Source organism: Microbacterium timonense, from assembly GCF_900292075.1.
Taxonomy (GTDB): Bacteria; Actinomycetota; Actinomycetes; order Actinomycetales; family Microbacteriaceae; genus Microbacterium; species Microbacterium timonense.
Genome location: NZ_OLMV01000002.1, coordinates 429,711 through 447,580, shown reverse-complemented (window position 1 = coordinate 447,580; position 17,870 = coordinate 429,711). Strand labels below are relative to the sequence as shown.

The following is a 17,870-nucleotide window of genomic DNA, read 5'->3' as shown; positions in this document are numbered from 1 at the left end:
GCGCGGACGGGTCGACGACCGGCTCGCCTGGGGCGCGGCATGCTGCGCTTCACCGCGACGGATGCCGCCGGCCCGTGGAGTGATGGCGCCCTCATCCTGAAGCAGGACGGCTCGGGTTCCCTCGACGGCATCGACCCGGATATCGCGTGGGGAGAGGACGGCAAGGTCTACATCACGTTCTCCGGGCTGGTGCTGGAAGGCGAGGATGCGGGGCGTCACCTCGGCATTCAGCAGGTGCGGGTCGACCTCGAGAACCACATCGCCCTGGAGGAGCCGCGCTCGCTGTGGTCCGGCACGGGCGGGCAGTTCCCCGAGGCGCCGCATCTGTACCGCGTGGGCGGCCGCTGGTACCTGATGATCGCCGAGGGCGGCACGGAGCGCGGCCACGGCGTCTCGATCGCCCGCGGCGAGTCCCCGGAGGGGCCGTTCGAGACCGCACCGCAGAACCCGCTGGTCTTCGCGCGCTCGACGATCTGCCCCGTGCAGAATACCGGGCACGGCGACCTTGTGAGCGGACCCGCGGGGGAGTGGCTTGTGCGTGCTTCTCGGAGTGCGCCCCCGGAGCATGACCCGTGCGTTCTCGGCGCTGGGCCGCGAGACCTTCGTCACCGGCGTGCGGTGGGAGGAAGATGGCTGGCCCGCCATCGACCCGGTCCCACGCACGTGGGCGTACAGCGGGTTGACGTGTACCGCACGGCCGAGAACACCGACGAATGGCGCGATCGCTGGGGCAAGCCGGTCGTCCTCGACGAGGTGCTGTGGTGGTCGAAGGGGGGTGTGCTGCACGGCACGTCCCCCGATCGCATCCGCTTCCTCGAGCAGCTGATCGCCGAGGCGCCGGACGGCGTCTGGGTGGACGATCGACGTCATCGACACCTGGAACATGACGATCGAGCGCCTTCCGGGCACCCACGCCGCGGGCTCCGTGCGCGTCGAATTGCCCGGCCGGCAGTTCATGGCGGTGAGGGTCGCACGCGCCCAGTCGTGACGGGAGGAGCGCCGGACTCACCTGATCGGTGACACCCCGCCGAGTTCCTTGAGGCTATGCCGGCCGATCGCGAGTATCGCACGCTGAACATCGCCGAGTCACTGAACGCGGTCCCCGCGGGGAGTACCGCACCGAGATCGCCCGGCGTCTGCCCGACCTGTTCACCGGTGGCGGCATCCCCGAGAAGCTGTCGCATGTGACGTCCACAACGCTGCTCACCCGACGCGTGCCGAGCTCATCCGCGCGCGCTCACCGCGTGGTACTCGGAGAAGTTCCTTCCCGGACTGCCGTTGACGATCTGGGCGACTTGCCGGCCGAGGAGCCCTCCTTCGATCGTGACGACGTCGCCCTCCTGAAGCGAGGGAAGAAAATCGGTCCCATGTCGACCCCAGAGTTCGGCGAGGCATCCGCCGCCGCTTGTGCCAGATCCGAACAGTTCGCCGGTGCACACGTCGGTGCCGCGTGACGCGTAGGCGATCATTTGGCCGAAGCTGAAGGACATGTTGCTGAGGCTGTCACTTCCGATGATCTCACCGTTGATGCTGGCAGTCAGAGTGATGTCATACGAGGCGCGGTGACGAAGGGGCTCGAGCTCTTCACTTGTGACCAGCCATGGGCCTAGTGATGTCGCAGCGTCCTTACCTTTCGCCGGTCCGAGACGAACGGTCATCTCGCGAAACTGGAGGTCACGCGCTGACCAGTCGTTGAGCAGGACGAATCCGGCGATCAGCCGGTCAGCCTCGTCCGCTGAGAGGTCATGCCCGCCACCGCCCAGTACGGCGGCAACCTCGAGTTCAAAGTCGAAGCGTGCACACCCAGGCGGGATGGCGACGTCTTGAAAGGGCCCGTGGATGGAGTTCGGATTGCTGAAGTAGAACGCCGGGGCCTCATACCAGTACTCCGGCACGTCGCCGTCCGGGGTGGCGAGCTTGACGACTCCCTCTACATGCTGTTCGAACGTCATGTAATCGCGGATTGTGACGGGGTGCGGTAGCGGAGCGCACAACTCCACGGTGTTGAGCGGGAGCGTCAACCGGGATGAGCGCAGCGCCACGTCTCCCTCTTCGCGAAGGCGAAGACCTCCTGCGTCGAGCAGATCCATGAGGCGGACCCCGGGCTCGAATGCGTGGATCAGGTCTCCCTCGATGACGCCGCAGCGAACGCCCGATGCATGGCGGAAGGTGACAAAACGCATGAACTCTCCTTCTCGCTAGACCGCGGTTCTCAACGGGCCACCGTGGAGTGCCACGGCGTCGCGGAACGCATCCATCACATCGACCTCGCCTCCCTCGATGTCGGCGAACGCTCGATGAATGTTGAGCACGATGCGTTCTGCATCCGGCCAGTCGCCGAACCTGCCGAGATCGAGTTCGCGTGCGGCTTCCAAAGGCGACGCGCCACGTGCCCATGCAGCTTCTGCCGCCGCGTGAACGAACTCGTAGTACTCTCGCTGCCGCTGGATCTCATTGCTGATCTGCGTGCCAGACAGAACGGGACCGTGACCTGGAACCACGGTTTCAGCGTCGATAGCCTCGACCCAGTCGAGGGAACGCAACGCACCATCGATTGACCCCATGAAAGCGAGAGGCGTCAAGCCGGCGAAGAGGAGGTCTCCTGCGAACAGCACGCGCGCGTGGGGCACCCACGCGACCAGATCGCCCGTGGTGTGAGCCGGGTATCCGGGAGCTTGGAGATCGACTCGAACGTCACCGCTCCACACGCTGGTGCGGCCCGCCACGGTAACGTCGGGAAGTCGCTTCACGACGCCTCCCCAATCGGGGTTGGGACTCCAGAACGGCGGGCATCCGTCGATCACCGGGTCGGCCGCCAGCGTGGCCCGCATCTGTTCGTGACCGATGATCGTCACCGTCCGTGGGAGCAGGCTGTTGCCGTACGTGTGATCGCCGTGTGCATGGGAGTTCACAGCCCAGCGCAGCGTGGCGTCCGGACGGGCGACGGACACGGCGTCAAGCAACAGCCGGGTGCGCCTCTCCGTCGCACAGGTGTCGAAGAGGATATCGCCGTCGTCGCCTGCGATCAGACCCGCGTTGTTGACCCACCAGGTGCCGTCCGCTTGAACCCATGCCCAGACACCCCGGGCGACTTCACTGAGCTCAGGCGAGTGCATCGCTACCAGCGAGATTCGCAACGGTGAGTCCCCGGATGATCGGGAACATACCACCGGGAGGTGTGCCCGGAAGTTCGGCTCCAGACTCGGCAATTCGCGCGAGGATCGCGCGGCTCGAGTCGTCGAGGCGTCGATCGAGTTCCGCCCGGTCAACCCCGACCAACTGGCCGCCACGCTTGAGGATTTTGCCGTCGATCATGACGGTCTCGACATCCCCGGCCGTCGTCTGGAACACGAGAGTTCCCTCGGGATCAGGCGTGGGGTGCTGCGATCTCCCGTGTCCCCCGACGATGATGAGATCGGCCCGCTTGCCGACCGACAGGGTGCCGACCTCGTCGCTCAGCCCCAGGGCCTCAGCCGCGTTCCGCGTCACCCAGGTGAGTGCTTCATGCGCGGATATCGTGACGTCGAGGGGGTCGCCCCCACCCAGATTGATCTCCTCCGTGCTTGCCCACCGCGCGAAGGCGATCGCAAGCCGCAGCTGATGGAACATGTCGCCGGAGTTGAGGGAGACGACGTCGGCAGACAGCGTCGGCTTGAAACCGTGCTTCCTGGCTTGCGCAAACACCGGCCGGCCCATGCCCATGTTGAGCTCGGTCTCGGGAGAGATCGAAATCTTGGCGCCGTGACGCGCGAGGATGGCGAACTCGTCATCGGTCAGAGTGTTGCAGTGCACATGCACCTGATCGGCGTCGATCAGGTCACGCTCCTCGAACTCGGTGATGCCAGAGGGGAGACTCCAAACACATCCCGTGTGGGTGACCACCAGTGCGCCTCGGGAGCGTGCGGCTTGGACTTCGGCGACGCTCTCCTCAATCGGGATCACGCCCGGCTCGGTCAGAGCGACGCCGAGCCGGACAAGGCCGCCGTCCGCAGCATCATCGGCGATCCGATGGAAGTCGTCTATCCGCTCGTCATGGCTTGTGAAGTGCTGCGGCGCGTAGGGGCTCGAGTTGAAGAATCCGTAGGCGTGCACCCCGCGAATGCCCGAGTCGCGCATGCCGCGCAGGGCCGCGTCACTGTGTGCTGGAGAATTGTTGCAGTGCGAGAAGTCCAGAACGCTCGTCACGCCCGCATCGATCGCCTCGAGGAAACCCGCGTAGTTGCCGAGATACACATCGTCCGCGGAGTATGCCGGGGAGACGGTGAACCGAACGCCGGCGAGATAGTCGCCCAGCGTCCAGTCGGCGCAGATCCCTCGGATCTGCGTCTGCCAGGTGTGCCGGTGGGTGTCGATGAGGCCGGGAGCGACGATCTTCCCCGTCGCATCGATGACGTCCGCGTCATCCGCCGCGATACCGGCCTCGATCGCCACGATGAGGCCCTCATCGATCAGGATGTCGACCCCTTCCAGGTTGCCGACGGTTTCATCCATCGTGACCACTCTGGCGTTGCGGATGATGGTGCGACTCTGCGCCATGATTCACTCCTTGAACTCGCGCTGCCAGTACAGCACCGCAGGTGCTCGCGATCATCAGCCGAAACGGTTGTGATCTCGCCGCCGTCCGCGTGTCGGGCGCGGCCCGATCTGCGGGTCTTCGCCTCCAGGAGCCGGAAGTGATCCGTCGCCAGTGGCCGTCCGGGTCACGAATGATGTTCGGTGCGAGCAGTGACGCGAGCCGCTCGACGCAGAGCCTGCACAGCGGGGCGGTCATCGCCTGTACGCGTTACAAGAGCAACCTCCAACGGCGCACCCTCGACCGGAATGTACGAAACTCCAGGGAACGGGTACAGCACGGCGGCTGTGGCGCAGTACACGGCGAGGCGCCCGGTCGTGGCGACCGCTGCTGGAAGCGCGGCAGGTCGCTCAACAGTGGGAGCGCCGCGAAGCTGTGTCGAGATCGAACCAAGCCAGTAGCGCATCGCCTCCTGACTCGAAGTGACGCCAACCCAATCCTCCGCGTCAGCGAAGCGCAAATCGAATCGGTCGAGCGCAGCGAGTGGAGAGGATGACGGTGCCATAACCATCCGAGGAGACTCGAAGAGCACGTCGAACTGAAGCCCCTCCGAGTCGCCAAGGAACTGACAGATAGCAACGTCGACGAGTCCGTCGCGTACTGAGCTGTGCTGCGTCGAATAGTCGAGGTCTACGTAGTCCAGGCGGGTATGCGGGTCCTCGGCCGAGAACACCTCTTGGATTCGAGGCCACATGTCTGCCGCTCCAAAACCGAGAACGCCGAGCGTAAGCCGTGAAGAGACATCCGGTGACTGAGCGGCGAGGGCGGCGATCCTGTCAGCTGAAGCGAGCAGGCGTCTCGCTTCAGCGATCACGATCGTCCCCGCGGGTGTAAGCGCGACTCGGCGACTGGTGCGTTCGAACAGTTGGACTCCGAGCGCTTTCTCGAGGGTGCGGATTCTCTTCCCGAAAGGCTGCTCCGATATGAAGTGCCGGCGCGCGGCTCGACCGAAATGCAGTTCCTCAGCAAGACTCACTGCGTACTTCAACTCGCGAATGTCCACGCGGTCTCCTCGACAGAGCGACGCCTCAGGCTGGTGCGTGGTAATGGTAGTCCACACCTGAGCGAGCTACAGGCCGATCAGCCCGCACGTGCCGCATGAGATGTAGGCCGAGTGGGTGTGGTCCGCGGGCACTCGTAGGTCGTGTTCTTTGGGTCGGCACCCACGCGGTTCGACCGCTCCATGAGGGCGACGGCAGTGGGTCAGTCATGGTGGTTCCTCGAGTCAGGGGGTGAGTGTCTTGAGCCGGGCAGCGATGCGCTCGATCGTGCGCATCGCGGCCTCTTCTTCCGGTCGGTTGAGGTGACCGTGGCGGGTGTCGGGTTCGAAGACCACGTCGATCTCGCGACCGGCGGCGGCCAGGGAAGCCGCGAAGTGCTCGCCGGAGACGCGCAGCTCGTCGACGTCGCCGTTGACCATCAGGGTCGGCGGGAACGTCGCGAGATCGGATGTCGTGGCAAGCCCGGGGATTGCCGCGATCGGAGCATCGTCGACGGGACCGCCTAGGTAGTTCTCGTACATCCAGAGGACGGCGTCCCGCGGGAAGAGGTCGGCCTCGGGGTCGGCGTCGAGCTTGGCTCGCAGCTCGGCGTCGGGTTCGGGCTGGACGGCCAGGAGCGTCGGGTAGGCGAGAACCACGAGTGCGGGGAGCTCGTCGGGTCCTAGCCTCAGCACAGCGCCGGCGGCGAGATTGCCGCCGGCGCTGGTTCCGCCGATCGCAAGACGATCAGGTCGAATGCCGAGCTCGTCGGCGTGCGACCTGGCCCAGCGCCAACCTGTGAGCATGTCGTCGGAGCCCGCGGGGTAGTGTGCGCCGTCGCGCGCGGGCATGTCACCGCGGAAGTCTGCGGGCACAGGCGCGAGCCGGTAGTCGACCGAGATCACAGTCGTGCCTCGGGCGGCGAGCTCGCGGGCCACCCAGTCGGATTCGGGCATGTCGATGTCGCCGAAGGCGAACGCGCCGCCGTGCGCCCACACGAGTCCCGTGCCGTCGGAGTGGTCGGCTGGATAGACGCGCGCGAGCCCGTCGGCTGCGGTGAAAGGCGTAGTGATCATGGTGTCCTTTGCAGATGGGGGATTCGGCCGCCGGCTCTGTTCGGGTGTCCGGACGAAGCGGTCGGTGCTATCCGGTCATGCACCCCAGCCGGCCTGCCTCCCAGCGGCCGGCCACCTCGGATGCGGCGAGGTAGGCCTGCGCGGCCTCGTCGTCGGTCTCGTAATAGCCGAAGAGCGCGCCACCCTCGCCGAGGATAGCGAGTAGTTGCGGCGCCCGGCAGCGGCGATCTCGGGAAGCATCTCCGGTCAGACGGGGAGTGCCGCGCGAGGTACTCGTCCAGTAGCTCCGGGCGCACCTTCTGCTGGAACCAGTGGCGAGTAGGGATCTCCTCTCATGAATCGTTTCAATCAAACTCTAAAGAGGTATTCCGGTCTGTCAAGGAGCAAACCGGAATCTAAGGTCCGGATGACGATGCTGCACCGCACCGTTGGTGCGCTCATCAGATCGACTCACGACCTTCTCGATGGTTGCTAGCCTCACGACCCGTTCGGGTCGGTACCGTGCTCGTACACGTAAACGTCGACGTGGTCGCCTTTGAGCACCGATCTGGTGCGAGTGGTGCCGGTTATGTCCGCGATGGTGTCCTGGCCCTTCAACGAACACCCCTCGGCGGCGCGCCCCCCGTCGCTGATCGGCTGATTGGCGACAGCGACGAGCAGGCAGCTCATACCGTAGCGAGACTCTCCGCTCCAGACGTTGATGCTCCATACCTCGGGGCCGCGAAAGTCCTCATAGCGCTTCAACTCACCGGGGCTGATCCCCAGCGCATCGAGCTTGCCGCCCGGGTCATCCGGCTGGTCGGCGGCGACCCCGTCCGACCTCACCGCGAGCACAAAGTCCGGTGCAGGCGCGTAGTCCTCATTCCTCTGCCCGGACGGGAACGGGCTCTCATCGGTCGCCGTCTCGGCAGGGACGGGGGTGAACTGATCGGCAAGCAGCTGCCACGTCACAGCGGTGACGGCCATGTTCAAGGCGAGGGCTCCGATGGTGCCGACGACGATCAACGAGCGCCGTCGGCGCCACCACGGTAGCGGCCTCCGGCCAATCGCGTCTGATCCGGTGACCGATGCGGTTTCGGACTCTTGCTCGATGAGCGACGTTTCGGCACCCGTGTGGTCGTCGAATGCTCCGTCAATGGGCTCCCGGAATCGCAGGGGTGCCGAACGTGACCAATCGGCAGTCTTTGTGGAGGTTGGGACGTCGCCAGGCATCGGAACGGCGACGGCTGTGCTGGCACCGCCATCAAGAGGATGCTGTCGTCGTCGAGCGGCCTCCAGTTCGGAGAGCCGAGCCTGAGCCGCTGCATCCCCCGCGATGTCGGCATCCGGTCCGTAGGCGCGTCGCCGCAGGCGTTCCAATTCGTCCGCCTGTTCGAATTCGACCGACCCCCGCGGGGCATCCACGCCCTAATTGTCCCCCTGCGTGAGGCTCGCGGCCAGGGGTGTTCAGCGCCGCAAAACCCGGCTGACGAAAGTGACCGAGGGAGCTAAGGGTTGCGGTGACCGAGATTCCTCAGCCATGCGCGGATCCCGGTGCCTGAGCGTTCGGACGTGGGTCGTTGAGGGCCCTCCGGCCCGGGCTCCCGTCCAGGAGGCCCATAGACCTGCCCGCGCAACTGACCGTTCCGGTGGCCACTAGCAACCCGGCCCGGCCATGCACACCCGCCCCTTGAGGGAGGACGGAGCTCAGCATGAGGTCGACCTGCCCCGCCGCGGAGAGGTGCTGTCACCGGCGGGGCATGGGTGGCAGCCCGAACCAGCGGCGGGCGCGAAGGCGGTTGGTGGAGGACAGCACCGTGAAGGGCGAAGACATGCCGGATCGCTTGAGAGAGACGTGGAGGTGATCGCGCACCGTCCACAGATCCACGGGGTTCGAGCCGGGGTCCGCGGCGAGGGTTCGTTCGAGCCTGTCGTGATCCCATCCGAGATTCTGGGCGAGGTCCTCCGTCCTGACCCGGACGCTCCGAGCGCGGACAGGAATTCGTCGCGGACGCGCTGCAGCCGCGCGGCATCCAGTGACATCACGCCTCCTGCATCGCGGCGAGCGGCTGTGGGCGGCGCGTGTTCGCAGTCGCAGCGATCGCACCGAACCAGACCAGGATGAGAATCCCGGCGGGGCGGAGGAACTCTTCACCCAACTGTGGAGCCACCAACGAGTACCCCGCGAGCCATAGCCCGGTGACGACGCCGATGGTTCTGATGACCCACGAGCGCGCGACCAGCGAACTCGAGACGATCCACACACCGGCCATCACGTGCGCACCCAGGCGAACTGTCCACGCTATCTCGTAGTCGATGCCGTTGATCATCAGCACCCCTGCCAGTACATCCAGGGCGACCCAGGCGTAGCCGCAAGCGCGTGACCACTGCGCTGCATCGAGGCGTGAGACGAGGAACAGGATCGCCAGGTGGAAGAAGATGCCGAGGTACTCGCCCCACCAGACATCCGGAGCGACGAAGAAGGCGACCACCGCCGGGGTGAACAGCAGCAGCGGGAGGATGGCCGACCAGCGAAGATTGAGATAGACACGGTTCGACGTGAGCATCAACTATCCTTTCGTGTTGAGTTGTCAACACTAAGGAAGGTGGCGTTGACATGTCAACACCCAGCTCCGATGACCCGGTCGCGCTATGGCTGCTCTGGAAGCGCGCGTTCGAGCATGTGCGCGCGGCCGTCGTCGCACATGTCACGGCACATTCCGACCTCTCCGAGTCGGAGCTCAGTGTGCTCATCGCCCTCCGGGAGGCTGGCGGCGGGGCGCGTCAGAGTGAGGTGGCTGCGGCGCTTGGGTGGGATCGCACACGACTGTCCCATCTCCTGACCCGCATGGAGACGCGCGAACTCATCACCCGGGCGCGTGACGATCGCGCGGTCGTCGTGCATCTGCTCCCGCAGGGGCGCGACGCACTGGAGGCACTCACTCCCGCGCTGGAAGCGGCAACACGCCGCCACCTCGCCGACCGCATCGCCCCCACCGAGCGGGCAGCCCTCGCGAACGCGCTCTCCGCGCTGCTGCGAGGACAAGACTCGTAGCGTCAGGCAAACGGGGGTACCCGGCAGGCATCGCGGGGCATCGCGACGTTCCGCGGCGCTCTCGGTGTCACGCCGAGCGGAGCGTCGCCCGGCAGCCGGCCGGCCTCCGAGGAAGCCCTGTAGGCGACTACCGATCCTGGTCCAGGAAGTCGGTGTCCCAGGGGTCGATGAATCGTGCGGTGCCTGAGTCTCCTTCGAGCCGCATCGCCGTCCGCGCGCGGAGGGCCTGCGTGGTGGCGGGATCGATCAGCTCGGGGTGGTCGGTTGCCGCATCCAGGGTGTGCAGCTGCACGAGCCAACCCACCGTGAAGCGCAGACGTGCGGTGGTGTGGTCAGTGATGACGGGGATGTCAACGAGGTCCGTGGCCTGATCGCGGGCGAGCGCGTGACTGTACTCCTGCACAGCGTCAGCGATGTCATCGCCCGTGAGATACGAACCGAGGGCGGTGGTGATCAGCTTCATCTCAGAGTCCCGTGCGTAACGTCCTAACGAGCGCCGGGGTCTGGGGCGGTCGATTTCAGTCTAGGAAGTCGGCTGGGCGTTGCAAACAGGTGCTGTCAACGGCTCTCGCCGTCCAGGCGCAGTTCTCTGCGAACGATGCTGGCGGCGACCTGGCTCAGCGGCAGCTGGTGGCGGCGGGCGTAACTGCGGATGAGGTCGAACGCGTCCTCGATCGGGATGTCGGCGGTGAACGACACGACGCCCTTCGCCTGTTCGATGACGACGCGACTGCCGAGAGCCAGCTGCAGCTGTTGGGCCAGTACTTCGGATTCACGCAGCGAGCGCTCGTGCAGGATGCCGATGGTGGCGACGTCTGCGAAGGCGCGGGCGGCGACCACAGAGCGCTCCGGCAGGGGGCCCTCCCTGGCATCCATCAGGTTCAGAGTCCCGATGGTCCGCTCCCGCAGCCGCAGGGGAAGCGCGTGAATCGATGAGAACCCCTGCGCCAGTGCCTCCTCACGGAACGCGCCCCATTCCGAACTTGACAGCAGCGACGGGACGGTGACGGGGGCGCCTGTGCGGAAGCACTCGATGCACGGGCCGGCTTGCGCGGCGAGCTGCATGACCTCGACGAGGCGGCTGGCTTCGCTCGTCGACGCGACGAGTTCCAGTTCGCCGGCTTCGTCTGCCAGCAGGATGCCGGCCGCTGTGATGTCGAGGATGTCGCGACACGCATCGACGAGGGTCTGCAGCAGTTCGACGACGTCGTAGTCATCGACAAGGGTGTCGGCAAGGATGGTGAGGGTGTTCAGCAGTCGCGAGTCGAAGCTCGTCTCGTTCATTCGACCGCCTCGATCTCACCGTTGACCTTGCGGAATCGAAGTCGGCGCTCGAGGATTTCCGAAGCGATGGCCGTGACCGGCTCGCCGACGGCGAAGGCGTGCCCCTGAATGACCAGCAGCGCCTCCTCAGCGGTGATCTCGAGCTGGGCGAGCACCATTCCGGTAGCTTGATGAACGACCCGCCGGGACGAGCGACTCGTCGTCTCGGCGGAATCGGCGTCATTGCCGCGATCCACGGCGTCTCGCAACAGGTGGCGGCCGATGACTCCGGCCATCGCGCTGGCCTGACGGGTCTGGCGCGGGGAGAGCGTCAGCCGGGTCTTGGCGTAGAGGTCCACGGCACCGAACCGGAGTGATCCGACCGCGACCGGGAATGCGTAGATGGAGGCCGCCGGCACCTTCTGCGCGGCCGCGGCCGCGAACGCCGGCCACCGACGGCGCCCGCCACCGGCGAGATCCGCCTCAGCGATCGGTTCGCCCAGTCGCACCGCATCCCAGCAGGGACCCTCGCCGAGGTCGAACTGAAGCTCGTCCAGCCGGCGGGCCTCAGGACCGGTCGTCGAAACGATCTCCGTGCCCAGCACATCACCGAGCGTCGAGACCGACGCGCCGTCGACGGGGAACACCGTCAAGAACGGTGCGCTGTAGCGCTCCGGTGCAGCGCCTGCCCGTTCCAGGACGGCCATCGCTGTCGCGAAAGCATCATCCATGGGGCCTCCTCGCGTGCTGCACCCGCACCCGTGTATGCAATGAATGCTAGTGCGTCGCGGCGCACGCGGTGCCCGACCGCGTCCGAGTGCCGGTGCGTTCAGATGCGACCCCCTCTATTTGACCGCCCCGCCCGTCACCCCCGCTGCGATGTACCGCTGGGCGACGACGAGCAGTGCAGCAGCCGGGATGCTGGCGAGCACCGCGGTCGCCATCAGTGCCGCCCAACTCTGCGTGTGCGCGCCGACGAAGATGTACATGCTCAGCGTGATGGGCGTGACCGTCGAGCCGTTCGTCAGCGTGAGGGCGAAGAGGAAGTCGCTCCAGGCGAAGAGGAACGCGAACACCGCCGCCGTCACGAGTGCGTTCCGGCTGAGCGGCAGCACGATCGAGAGGAAGAGACGCATCTCGCCGGCACCGTCGATGCGCGCGGCCTCGAGGAGAGACTGCGGGATGTTCTGCATGAACGCGCGGATGAGCAGGATGCAGAAGGGGATGCCGTGCGAAGCGTCGGCGAGAATCAGCCCCGGGATCGTGTTGACGAGTCCGAGGTTGTTGTAGAGCGGGAATAGCCCGTTCGCGATGACGATGCCCGGGATCATCTGCGTGATGAGCAGGATGACGATGCCGATCGCTACGACCCTCACGCTGACGTTGTTCCGCGACAGGCCGTATGCGGCGGGCGCCGACACCGCAAGGCAGACGACCACCGCGCCGATCGAGACGACGAGGCTCGTGCCGAGGTTGCCGAGCTGCGATTCGATCGCACGCTGGTATCCCTCCAGACTCAGGTGGAAGGGGAACCACTCGGTCTGCAGCAGGTTCTCGTTGCCCTGAAGCGAGGTGTTCAGCATCCAGTAGACGGGGAACAGCAGCAGGCCGACGATGAAGACGCCGAAGACGGTGCGTGTGTACGACGAGAGTGTGCGAGTCATGGGTCCTATCCCGCCAGGTCGCTCGCGCGCTTGTTCGCCCGCAGCTGCAGCACCGCGACGATGAGCGAGACGACGATGAGGATGTTCGAGAGCGCGGCACCCTGGCCGAACTGGAAGTTCACGAACGAAAGCTGATACGCCTCGGAGGCGTAGGTCTCGGTGGCGTTCGCGGGGCCGCCGCCGGTGAGGGCGAGGATGATGTCGAGCACCCGGATCGTGTAGATGAAGCCGAGCATCAGCACGACCACGACGACGGGGCGCAGCAGCGGCCAGGTGATGTGCGCGAACGCGCGCCATCCGGTCGCACCGTCGAGCGAGGCAGCCTCATAGAAGTCCTTGGGGATCTCCTGCAGACCGCCGTAGAGGATCACCATGACGAAGGGGATCCCGACCCAGATGTTGACGATGATTATGGAGAAGAGAGCGATGTCAGGGCTCGTCAGCCACGGAACTCCGTTCAGCCCGAGCCCGCGGAGCACCTGGTTGATGATGCCGCTCTCCTCATCCATCATGCGGCGCCAGACGGCCGACGAGATGATGAGCGGCAGCAGCCAGGGGAGCAGGATGAGAGCGCGCAGGACACCACTCAAGGGGAAGTAGCGGTTGAAGAAGAGCGCGAGCCCGAGTCCGATCAGGAAGGTCACGGTGAGCGAGGTGATCGTGAAGACCGCGGTGTTCCACGTCAAGCGACCGAAGAGGGCGGATGTCGTGACCTCGATGTAGTTGGCGAAGCCGACCCACGGCGCATCGCCGGTGTAGAAGGTCGCCGTGGTGAAGTCCTGGAAGCTCATCGTGATGTTGCTCACGATCGGATAGCCGAAGAAGACCAGGACGTAGATGGCGGCGGGGAGCACGAACGCCCACGTGACCAGGCGCATGCGCGAGCGGTGCGAGAGGGTGCGGCGCGTCGCAGCGCCGGGCGGGCGGGCGCCCCCCGCCGCGTCGGCGACGCGACGGGGAGCGCTCGTGCTGTCGGTTGTCAGCATGTCGTGACCCATAGCGGAGGAGTTACTTGCTCACCGCCGCCTGAGCGGTCTCCATGGCCGTCTGCGGGTCTGCCTGTCCGGTGATGACCGACTGGAGGGCGACCGAGATCGCCTCGTTGACGATGGGCCACTTGGTTCCCGAGTCGCCGGTCAGCGGGTAGGCGGTCGACACCGTCTCGACGATGGATTGCATCTCGGGCATCTCCTCGATGAGCTGCCGGGCGACCTCACGGTTGCTCGGCACGGTGTTGTTCGTCAGCGCCGTCTCCAACTGGGTCTCGGGGCTGTTGAGGCACTCCACGATGTGCGCCGCCCGCCGCTCACGCTCCGGGTCTGTCACCGGGACGGTCCAGAGCTCGCCACCGAGCGGAGCGACGACATCCATCCCCGCTTCGGGTACCGGGATCGGCACGCTCGCCCACTCCAGGCCCTCGGTGTCGTTCAGGCTCGGGATCTGCCAGGGGCCGTTGATCATCATCGCGGCGTTCCCCGCGGCGAACTGGTCCTTGGCATCGGCCTGCGTCCAGTTGACGACGGACGTCGACACGAACCCGTCGAGCGCCAGCTTGGTGTAGAAGTCCAGCGCCTCCACGGCTTCCGGGGCGTCCAGCTCGAGCTGGGAGCCGCCGTTCGACCACAGGAACGGGATGAAGGTCCAGGTGCCCTCGGTACCGGCTTGCCCGGAGTAGACGAACCCGTAGCGTTCGGGAGTGGTGAGTGCTTCGGCCGCGGAACGGAGTTCCTCCCACGTCGTCGGCGGCTCGATGCCGGCCTCTTCGAGGATGGTGGTGTTGTAGAAGAGGACGAGGCTGTTGACGTTCGGTGCGAGGCCGTACAGCTCGTCGTCGAACTTGCCGACGTTCAGCACGGACTCGTAGTAGGCGCTCGTGTCGATGTCGAGCTCGGTGAGCGGGCGGAGCGCGCCCGTCTCGGCGAACTGGGGCAGATCCGGGTTGTTCACCATGAGGATGTCGGGAAGGCTGCGGCTGGAGATCTGCTGCAGAACCTTCGAGTTGTACTGGTTGGACGGCACGCTCTGGTGTTCGACCGTCGCGTTCACCTCGGCGGCGCAGGCGTTGAGGCGATCGCCCATGTTCGTGTGGCTCGGCTCATCGGTGTAGTAGTCCAGTGCGGTGAGCGTCAGTTCCTCGTCCTCGCCCGCGGTCGCATCCGACCCGGATCCTCCGCCCGTGCAGGCGGTGAGGACGAGGAACGGGACGGCGGCCAGGGCGAGAGCCGCGGCCCTTCTTCTCGGCTGTGTCGACATTGACGTACCTTTCTGGTTTCGGGTGGTGGGCGTTCAGGTGGGTGGGAGGTGTTCTTTCCCGCCGTAGGCGCGGGAGAGGCGATCGAGGGTCTCGTGGTCGACGTCGTGGCCCAGGACGACCACGCGATGCCGGAGGCGCAGCGTCTCGCCTCGAGCGAGCTGACGGCTCCCGTGCATGAGCGGCGCGGTGGCGAGGAAACCGAACTCGTCGGCGGCGGAGAACACGTACAGCGGCGTCGGTCCGTTTTCCGGATGCACGAGGATGGCCGCGCCCCCGTACGCCGGCCGATTCGGCTCGTCCGTCCCGGCACCGTCGACGTTGCCGAGGAGTGCGGCCCACTGTCCCTCGTGCGAATGAACCGTCTCGCGGCCGAGCCGGCCACCCGAGGCGAGGATGCGCTCCTCCTCGCTCATCGACCGCGCGGCGCGGTAGTTGAGCCCGGCGTAGCCGCCCCACCAGTGCTCGGGGTACGGCGTGACCGACAGTTCGACGGCGGCGTTCGCCGTCCACGTCGAGTCCCAGTCGAGCGCCCATGCATCGACACCGTCGAGAGCGGTGTGCGCGGTGATGCGGCGCACCTCTGTCAGCAGCGCCTGGTCGGAGCCGTCGGGTCGCCACGCGAGCGTCTCGTCGATCCGGATGCCGGCGTCGCCGACGGTCACCTCGTGGCCGGTGACCCATGATCGCCCGAGCGCACCGGTGCCGTTGCCGTAGTCCGGGTGGTCCTCCCAGAAGAGGACGCCGTCGATGAACTTCCACGACCACCACAAGCCGTGATGCCAGCGGTGGTCCCACGGCGCCGTGTTGGTGAGGACGCCGTCGTGCTGCAGCGGCCGGACGTGTGAGAAGAACGGGTGGTTCTGCGCCGTCGACCAGGAGTAGTCGGCGAGGTGCCGGCCGTCGTCCGTCACGATGACGGCGGTGGCGTCACCCCGCTCCTGCCAGCGCAGGCTCGTCATGCCTGCACTCCCACGACCGCCGGCGGTGCCCACTTCGTGAAGCCGTGCGACCAGCCGGTGCCATACGTCGGATTCCAGCGGTCGCCCATGATCTCCGCCAGCGGGACGACGCGGTTCTCGACGCTCGACAGATAGGCGGCTTCGATGAGCGCCGAGACGTACAGGTTGTCGTGGATGGCGCACAGCGGTGTTTCGCCCGCCGCGAGTGCCTGGCGGAAGTGGGCCATCGTGAGCCCGAAGGCGTCGGGGAACCAGCGGCGGTCGCGGTCCCATTCGACCCGGCTCACGTCGAACCCGGAGTCGGTGCGGCGCGACCGGGTCAGCCCCTCTTCCGGCCGCCAATCAACGAGACCGTCCGGCCCCTGAACCCAGATCTTCTCGTTGCCGTGCGGGACCCTGTCGGTGCCGTAGTAGGTGCCGGTCGAGATGATGGCCACGTTCATGCCGTTCGGATAGCGCAGCAGCAGGTGTCCATAGCCGTCGATCGTGACGCCGGGCTGAGATTCGTCGCGGCCGGTGACGGCGTAGACGGTCTCCGGCGGCCCGAAGAGCAGCTGCAGCAGTCCGAAGTGGTGCACGGTGAGAGCGCCGGTCCACCAGCGGTCGTCCTTGCCGAACCACGGGTGGTCGGGGAGGTCGAAGACGTACCGGACGGTGACCTCGGCGAAGCTGGGCTCGCCGACCACCCGGTCCTTCATCAAGGCGTCGATGAGGCGCAGGGAACCGGGAACGAAGCACATGTTCTGGTTCACCATGGCGGGGACGCCGCTGCGCTCGACCGCCGACACCATCTCGAGTGCATCGGTGTAGCTGTAGGCGAGGGGCTTCTGGATGAGCATCGGGGTTCCCGCTGCGGCGATCTGCTCCACCACGGGAAGGCGGGTGTCGCGGTGATGGGGGGTGGCGACATCCACCACTCCCACGCGTGGGTCGGCCAGGAGACCGTCGAGCGTGTCGTACACCGCCGCCGCCGGCTCTTCGGCCGCGAACCGCGCGCGGGCCTCGGGATTCGGATCGAACCCGGCGACAACGGGCTGCCCGTAGAGGCGATAGCCTTCGCGGTGGGCGCCGGTGATCGAGCCGAGACCCACCTGCCCGATGCCGAGCGACGTCGGGTCCGTCATCGCGTGGCGCCCAGGCTCACGAGGTAGTCGGCGGAACCGAGCACCGCGTCGTCGCCGCCGACCTCGAGCGTCGAGTACCCGTCGAATCCCGCTTGCTCGAGGGCGCGGAACGAGCCCTCGATGTCGATGACACCGGTGCCCAGCGCGATCGTCGCCATGCCGCACCCGTAGATCTCCCCGCGGCGCTCCTCCCACTCGGCACCGAGGTCCTTCCAGTGCACGTGCTGGATCTTCTCGCCGAAGGCGCGCACGTACTCGACGGGGTCGGTGCCGGCCAGCCAGCTGTTGCCGGTGTCGAAGTTGAGCCCCAGTGCGGGCGAGTCGATGCGCTCGAGGAGAGCGGCGGTGCCGTCGATCGTTCCGGTGATCGGCCCGTGCGGTTCGAGGAGGATCGTCACGCCGTAGTCCTCGGCGACCTGCAGGGGCTCATGGAGCTTCTCGGCGATCGTGAAGATCGCCTCCTTCTGGCTGAGACCCTGGCCGAACGCGGTGACCGGCTCACCCTCGGTGGTGATGACGTGCGGCACGCCGATCGCGCCGGCCGCGCGCACGGCCTTGATGATCTCGCCGGTGCCGTAGCGCCAGGGCGCCGATGGATCCAGCAGATCGGCGTGCGCGCAGTAGGACGTGATCTGCAGGCCGCGCGACTCGAACAGGCGCTTCATCTCGAACGGGTTCGCGTCGAGGCTGGCCACCGCAGTGAACCCGAAGTGGTTTCCGAGCACGGCGCCGTCACCGGTATCGGTCACATCGGCGTATGTGAAACCCCAGTCGCGGATGCGATCCAGCTGATGATCCAGCGTCGAGAACGGGTCAACCAGTGCGAAGCAACCGATTTTGATAGACACGGGGGCGTCTCCTCTTCGTCGAGATCGGCCGTCCTTGGCCGCGGGCATGCCGATGACGCTAAGGGACATGGCGCGTCCTTGTCGTTCCCATTTCG

At 66.4% G+C, this 17,870-nt stretch carries 19 protein-coding genes; 2 read left to right on the top strand and 17 right to left on the bottom strand.

What is annotated here, in order from left to right; translation table 11 throughout:
- Nucleotides 1–39: 39 nt before the first annotated feature.
- Nucleotides 40–1,020 (top strand): family 43 glycosylhydrolase, encoded by a 981-nt coding sequence (locus C9992_RS18590; RefSeq protein ID WP_456085559.1) that lies wholly within the window; start codon nucleotides 40–42, stop codon nucleotides 1,018–1,020.
- A gap of 203 nt (nucleotides 1,021–1,223) precedes the next feature.
- On the opposite strand, the gene C9992_RS07950 is transcribed toward C9992_RS18590, so the two are convergent.
- The 8 genes from C9992_RS07950 to C9992_RS07905 form a co-directional block, all read right to left on the bottom strand.
- Entirely contained in the window at nucleotides 1,224–2,183 is a 960-nt protein-coding gene (locus tag C9992_RS07950) for a fumarylacetoacetate hydrolase family protein (RefSeq protein WP_106815039.1), read from the bottom strand.
- A gap of 15 nt (nucleotides 2,184–2,198) precedes the next feature.
- Nucleotides 2,199–3,116: an MBL fold metallo-hydrolase gene (locus C9992_RS07945; RefSeq protein ID WP_106815038.1), complete on the bottom strand. Its 918-nt coding sequence runs from the start codon at nucleotides 3,114–3,116 to the stop codon at nucleotides 2,199–2,201.
- A complete protein-coding gene (locus C9992_RS07940) occupies nucleotides 3,103–4,536 on the bottom strand; it encodes an amidohydrolase family protein (RefSeq protein ID WP_106815037.1) in 1,434 nt (477 codons plus the stop codon). The genes C9992_RS07945 and C9992_RS07940 overlap by 14 nt, the downstream gene beginning before the upstream one ends.
- Before the next feature lie 164 nt (nucleotides 4,537–4,700).
- Nucleotides 4,701–5,576 carry a LysR family transcriptional regulator gene (locus C9992_RS07935; RefSeq protein WP_160150842.1) on the bottom strand — a complete coding sequence of 292 codons (876 nt, stop codon included), beginning with the start codon at nucleotides 5,574–5,576 and terminating at the stop codon, nucleotides 4,701–4,703.
- Between the two features lie 222 nt (nucleotides 5,577–5,798).
- A complete protein-coding gene (locus C9992_RS07930; protein WP_235008111.1) occupies nucleotides 5,799–6,629 on the bottom strand; it encodes an alpha/beta hydrolase fold domain-containing protein in 831 nt (276 codons plus the stop codon).
- A gap of 477 nt (nucleotides 6,630–7,106) precedes the next feature.
- The gene (locus C9992_RS18045) at nucleotides 7,107–8,033 is read right to left on the bottom strand and encodes a hypothetical protein (protein ID WP_160150841.1); all 927 of its coding nucleotides are present in this window, start codon (nucleotides 8,031–8,033) and stop codon (nucleotides 7,107–7,109) included.
- Between the two features lie 322 nt (nucleotides 8,034–8,355).
- Nucleotides 8,356–8,715, bottom strand: coding sequence for a DUF2316 family protein (locus tag C9992_RS18565; RefSeq protein ID WP_160150840.1), 360 nt, complete (start codon nucleotides 8,713–8,715; stop codon nucleotides 8,356–8,358).
- On the bottom strand, nucleotides 8,651–9,175 hold the full coding sequence (locus tag C9992_RS07905; protein ID WP_106815032.1) for a hypothetical protein: 525 nt from the start codon (nucleotides 9,173–9,175) through the stop codon (nucleotides 8,651–8,653). The genes C9992_RS18565 and C9992_RS07905 overlap by 65 nt, the downstream gene beginning before the upstream one ends.
- Before the next feature lie 50 nt (nucleotides 9,176–9,225).
- On the opposite strand from C9992_RS07905, the gene C9992_RS07900 reads away from it, so the two are divergent.
- Nucleotides 9,226–9,663, top strand: coding sequence for a MarR family winged helix-turn-helix transcriptional regulator (locus C9992_RS07900; RefSeq protein WP_106815031.1), 438 nt, complete (start codon nucleotides 9,226–9,228; stop codon nucleotides 9,661–9,663).
- Between the two features lie 127 nt (nucleotides 9,664–9,790).
- Here the strand turns inward: C9992_RS07900 and C9992_RS07895 are convergent, their stop codons facing one another.
- From C9992_RS07895 to C9992_RS07855, 9 genes are all read right to left on the bottom strand, one after another.
- Nucleotides 9,791–10,126, bottom strand: coding sequence for a hypothetical protein (locus C9992_RS07895; RefSeq protein ID WP_106815030.1), 336 nt, complete (start codon nucleotides 10,124–10,126; stop codon nucleotides 9,791–9,793).
- A gap of 95 nt (nucleotides 10,127–10,221) precedes the next feature.
- Entirely contained in the window at nucleotides 10,222–10,947 is a 726-nt protein-coding gene (locus tag C9992_RS07890) for a GAF and ANTAR domain-containing protein (RefSeq protein ID WP_106815029.1), read from the bottom strand.
- Complete coding sequence (locus tag C9992_RS07885) at nucleotides 10,944–11,657, bottom strand: GAF and ANTAR domain-containing protein (protein WP_106815028.1); 714 nt, start codon at nucleotides 11,655–11,657, stop codon at nucleotides 10,944–10,946. The genes C9992_RS07890 and C9992_RS07885 overlap by 4 nt, the downstream gene beginning before the upstream one ends.
- A 114-nt stretch (nucleotides 11,658–11,771) precedes the next feature.
- Nucleotides 11,772–12,590 (bottom strand): carbohydrate ABC transporter permease, encoded by an 819-nt coding sequence (locus C9992_RS07880; protein WP_106815027.1) that lies wholly within the window; start codon nucleotides 12,588–12,590, stop codon nucleotides 11,772–11,774.
- Nucleotides 12,591–12,595: 5 nt separating this feature from the next.
- Nucleotides 12,596–13,576 (bottom strand): carbohydrate ABC transporter permease, encoded by a 981-nt coding sequence (locus C9992_RS07875; RefSeq protein ID WP_106815323.1) that lies wholly within the window; start codon nucleotides 13,574–13,576, stop codon nucleotides 12,596–12,598.
- A 22-nt stretch (nucleotides 13,577–13,598) separates the two neighbouring features.
- Nucleotides 13,599–14,843, bottom strand: coding sequence for a sugar ABC transporter substrate-binding protein (locus C9992_RS07870; RefSeq protein WP_106815026.1), 1,245 nt, complete (start codon nucleotides 14,841–14,843; stop codon nucleotides 13,599–13,601).
- 33 nt (nucleotides 14,844–14,876) lie between these two features.
- Nucleotides 14,877–15,803, bottom strand: coding sequence for a DUF6807 family protein (locus C9992_RS07865; protein ID WP_160150839.1), 927 nt, complete (start codon nucleotides 15,801–15,803; stop codon nucleotides 14,877–14,879).
- A complete protein-coding gene (locus tag C9992_RS07860; RefSeq protein WP_106815024.1) occupies nucleotides 15,800–16,927 on the bottom strand; it encodes a Gfo/Idh/MocA family protein in 1,128 nt (375 codons plus the stop codon). The genes C9992_RS07865 and C9992_RS07860 overlap by 4 nt, the downstream gene beginning before the upstream one ends.
- Complete coding sequence (locus C9992_RS07855) at nucleotides 16,924–17,775, bottom strand: sugar phosphate isomerase/epimerase family protein (RefSeq protein WP_200826255.1); 852 nt, start codon at nucleotides 17,773–17,775, stop codon at nucleotides 16,924–16,926. The genes C9992_RS07860 and C9992_RS07855 overlap by 4 nt, the downstream gene beginning before the upstream one ends.
- Between the last annotated feature and the right edge of the window lie 95 nt (nucleotides 17,776–17,870).

Coding starts and splice junctions, on each gene's coding strand:
- C9992_RS07870 (WP_106815026.1), bottom strand. CDS start 14,843: ATGTCGACACAGCCGAGAAGAAGGGCCGCGGCTCTCGCCCTGGCCGCC.
- C9992_RS07885 (WP_106815028.1), bottom strand. CDS start 11,657: ATGGATGATGCTTTCGCGACAGCGATGGCCGTCCTGGAACGGGCAGGC.
- C9992_RS07950 (WP_106815039.1), bottom strand. CDS start 2,183: ATGCGTTTTGTCACCTTCCGCCATGCATCGGGCGTTCGCTGCGGCGTC.
- C9992_RS07930 (WP_235008111.1), bottom strand. CDS start 6,629: ATGATCACTACGCCTTTCACCGCAGCCGACGGGCTCGCGCGCGTCTAT.
- C9992_RS07860 (WP_106815024.1), bottom strand. CDS start 16,927: ATGACGGACCCGACGTCGCTCGGCATCGGGCAGGTGGGTCTCGGCTCG.
- C9992_RS07945 (WP_106815038.1), bottom strand. CDS start 3,116: ATGCACTCGCCTGAGCTCAGTGAAGTCGCCCGGGGTGTCTGGGCATGG.
- C9992_RS07875 (WP_106815323.1), bottom strand. CDS start 13,576: ATGCTGACAACCGACAGCACGAGCGCTCCCCGTCGCGTCGCCGACGCG.
- C9992_RS07940 (WP_106815037.1), bottom strand. CDS start 4,536: ATGGCGCAGAGTCGCACCATCATCCGCAACGCCAGAGTGGTCACGATG.
- C9992_RS07900 (WP_106815031.1), top strand. CDS start 9,226: ATGTCAACACCCAGCTCCGATGACCCGGTCGCGCTATGGCTGCTCTGG.
- C9992_RS07880 (WP_106815027.1), bottom strand. CDS start 12,590: ATGACTCGCACACTCTCGTCGTACACACGCACCGTCTTCGGCGTCTTC.
- C9992_RS07905 (WP_106815032.1), bottom strand. CDS start 9,175: ATGCTCACGTCGAACCGTGTCTATCTCAATCTTCGCTGGTCGGCCATC.
- C9992_RS18590 (WP_456085559.1), top strand. CDS start 40: ATGCTGCGCTTCACCGCGACGGATGCCGCCGGCCCGTGGAGTGATGGC.
- C9992_RS07865 (WP_160150839.1), bottom strand. CDS start 15,803: ATGACGAGCCTGCGCTGGCAGGAGCGGGGTGACGCCACCGCCGTCATC.
- C9992_RS07890 (WP_106815029.1), bottom strand. CDS start 10,947: ATGAACGAGACGAGCTTCGACTCGCGACTGCTGAACACCCTCACCATC.
- C9992_RS07895 (WP_106815030.1), bottom strand. CDS start 10,126: ATGAAGCTGATCACCACCGCCCTCGGTTCGTATCTCACGGGCGATGAC.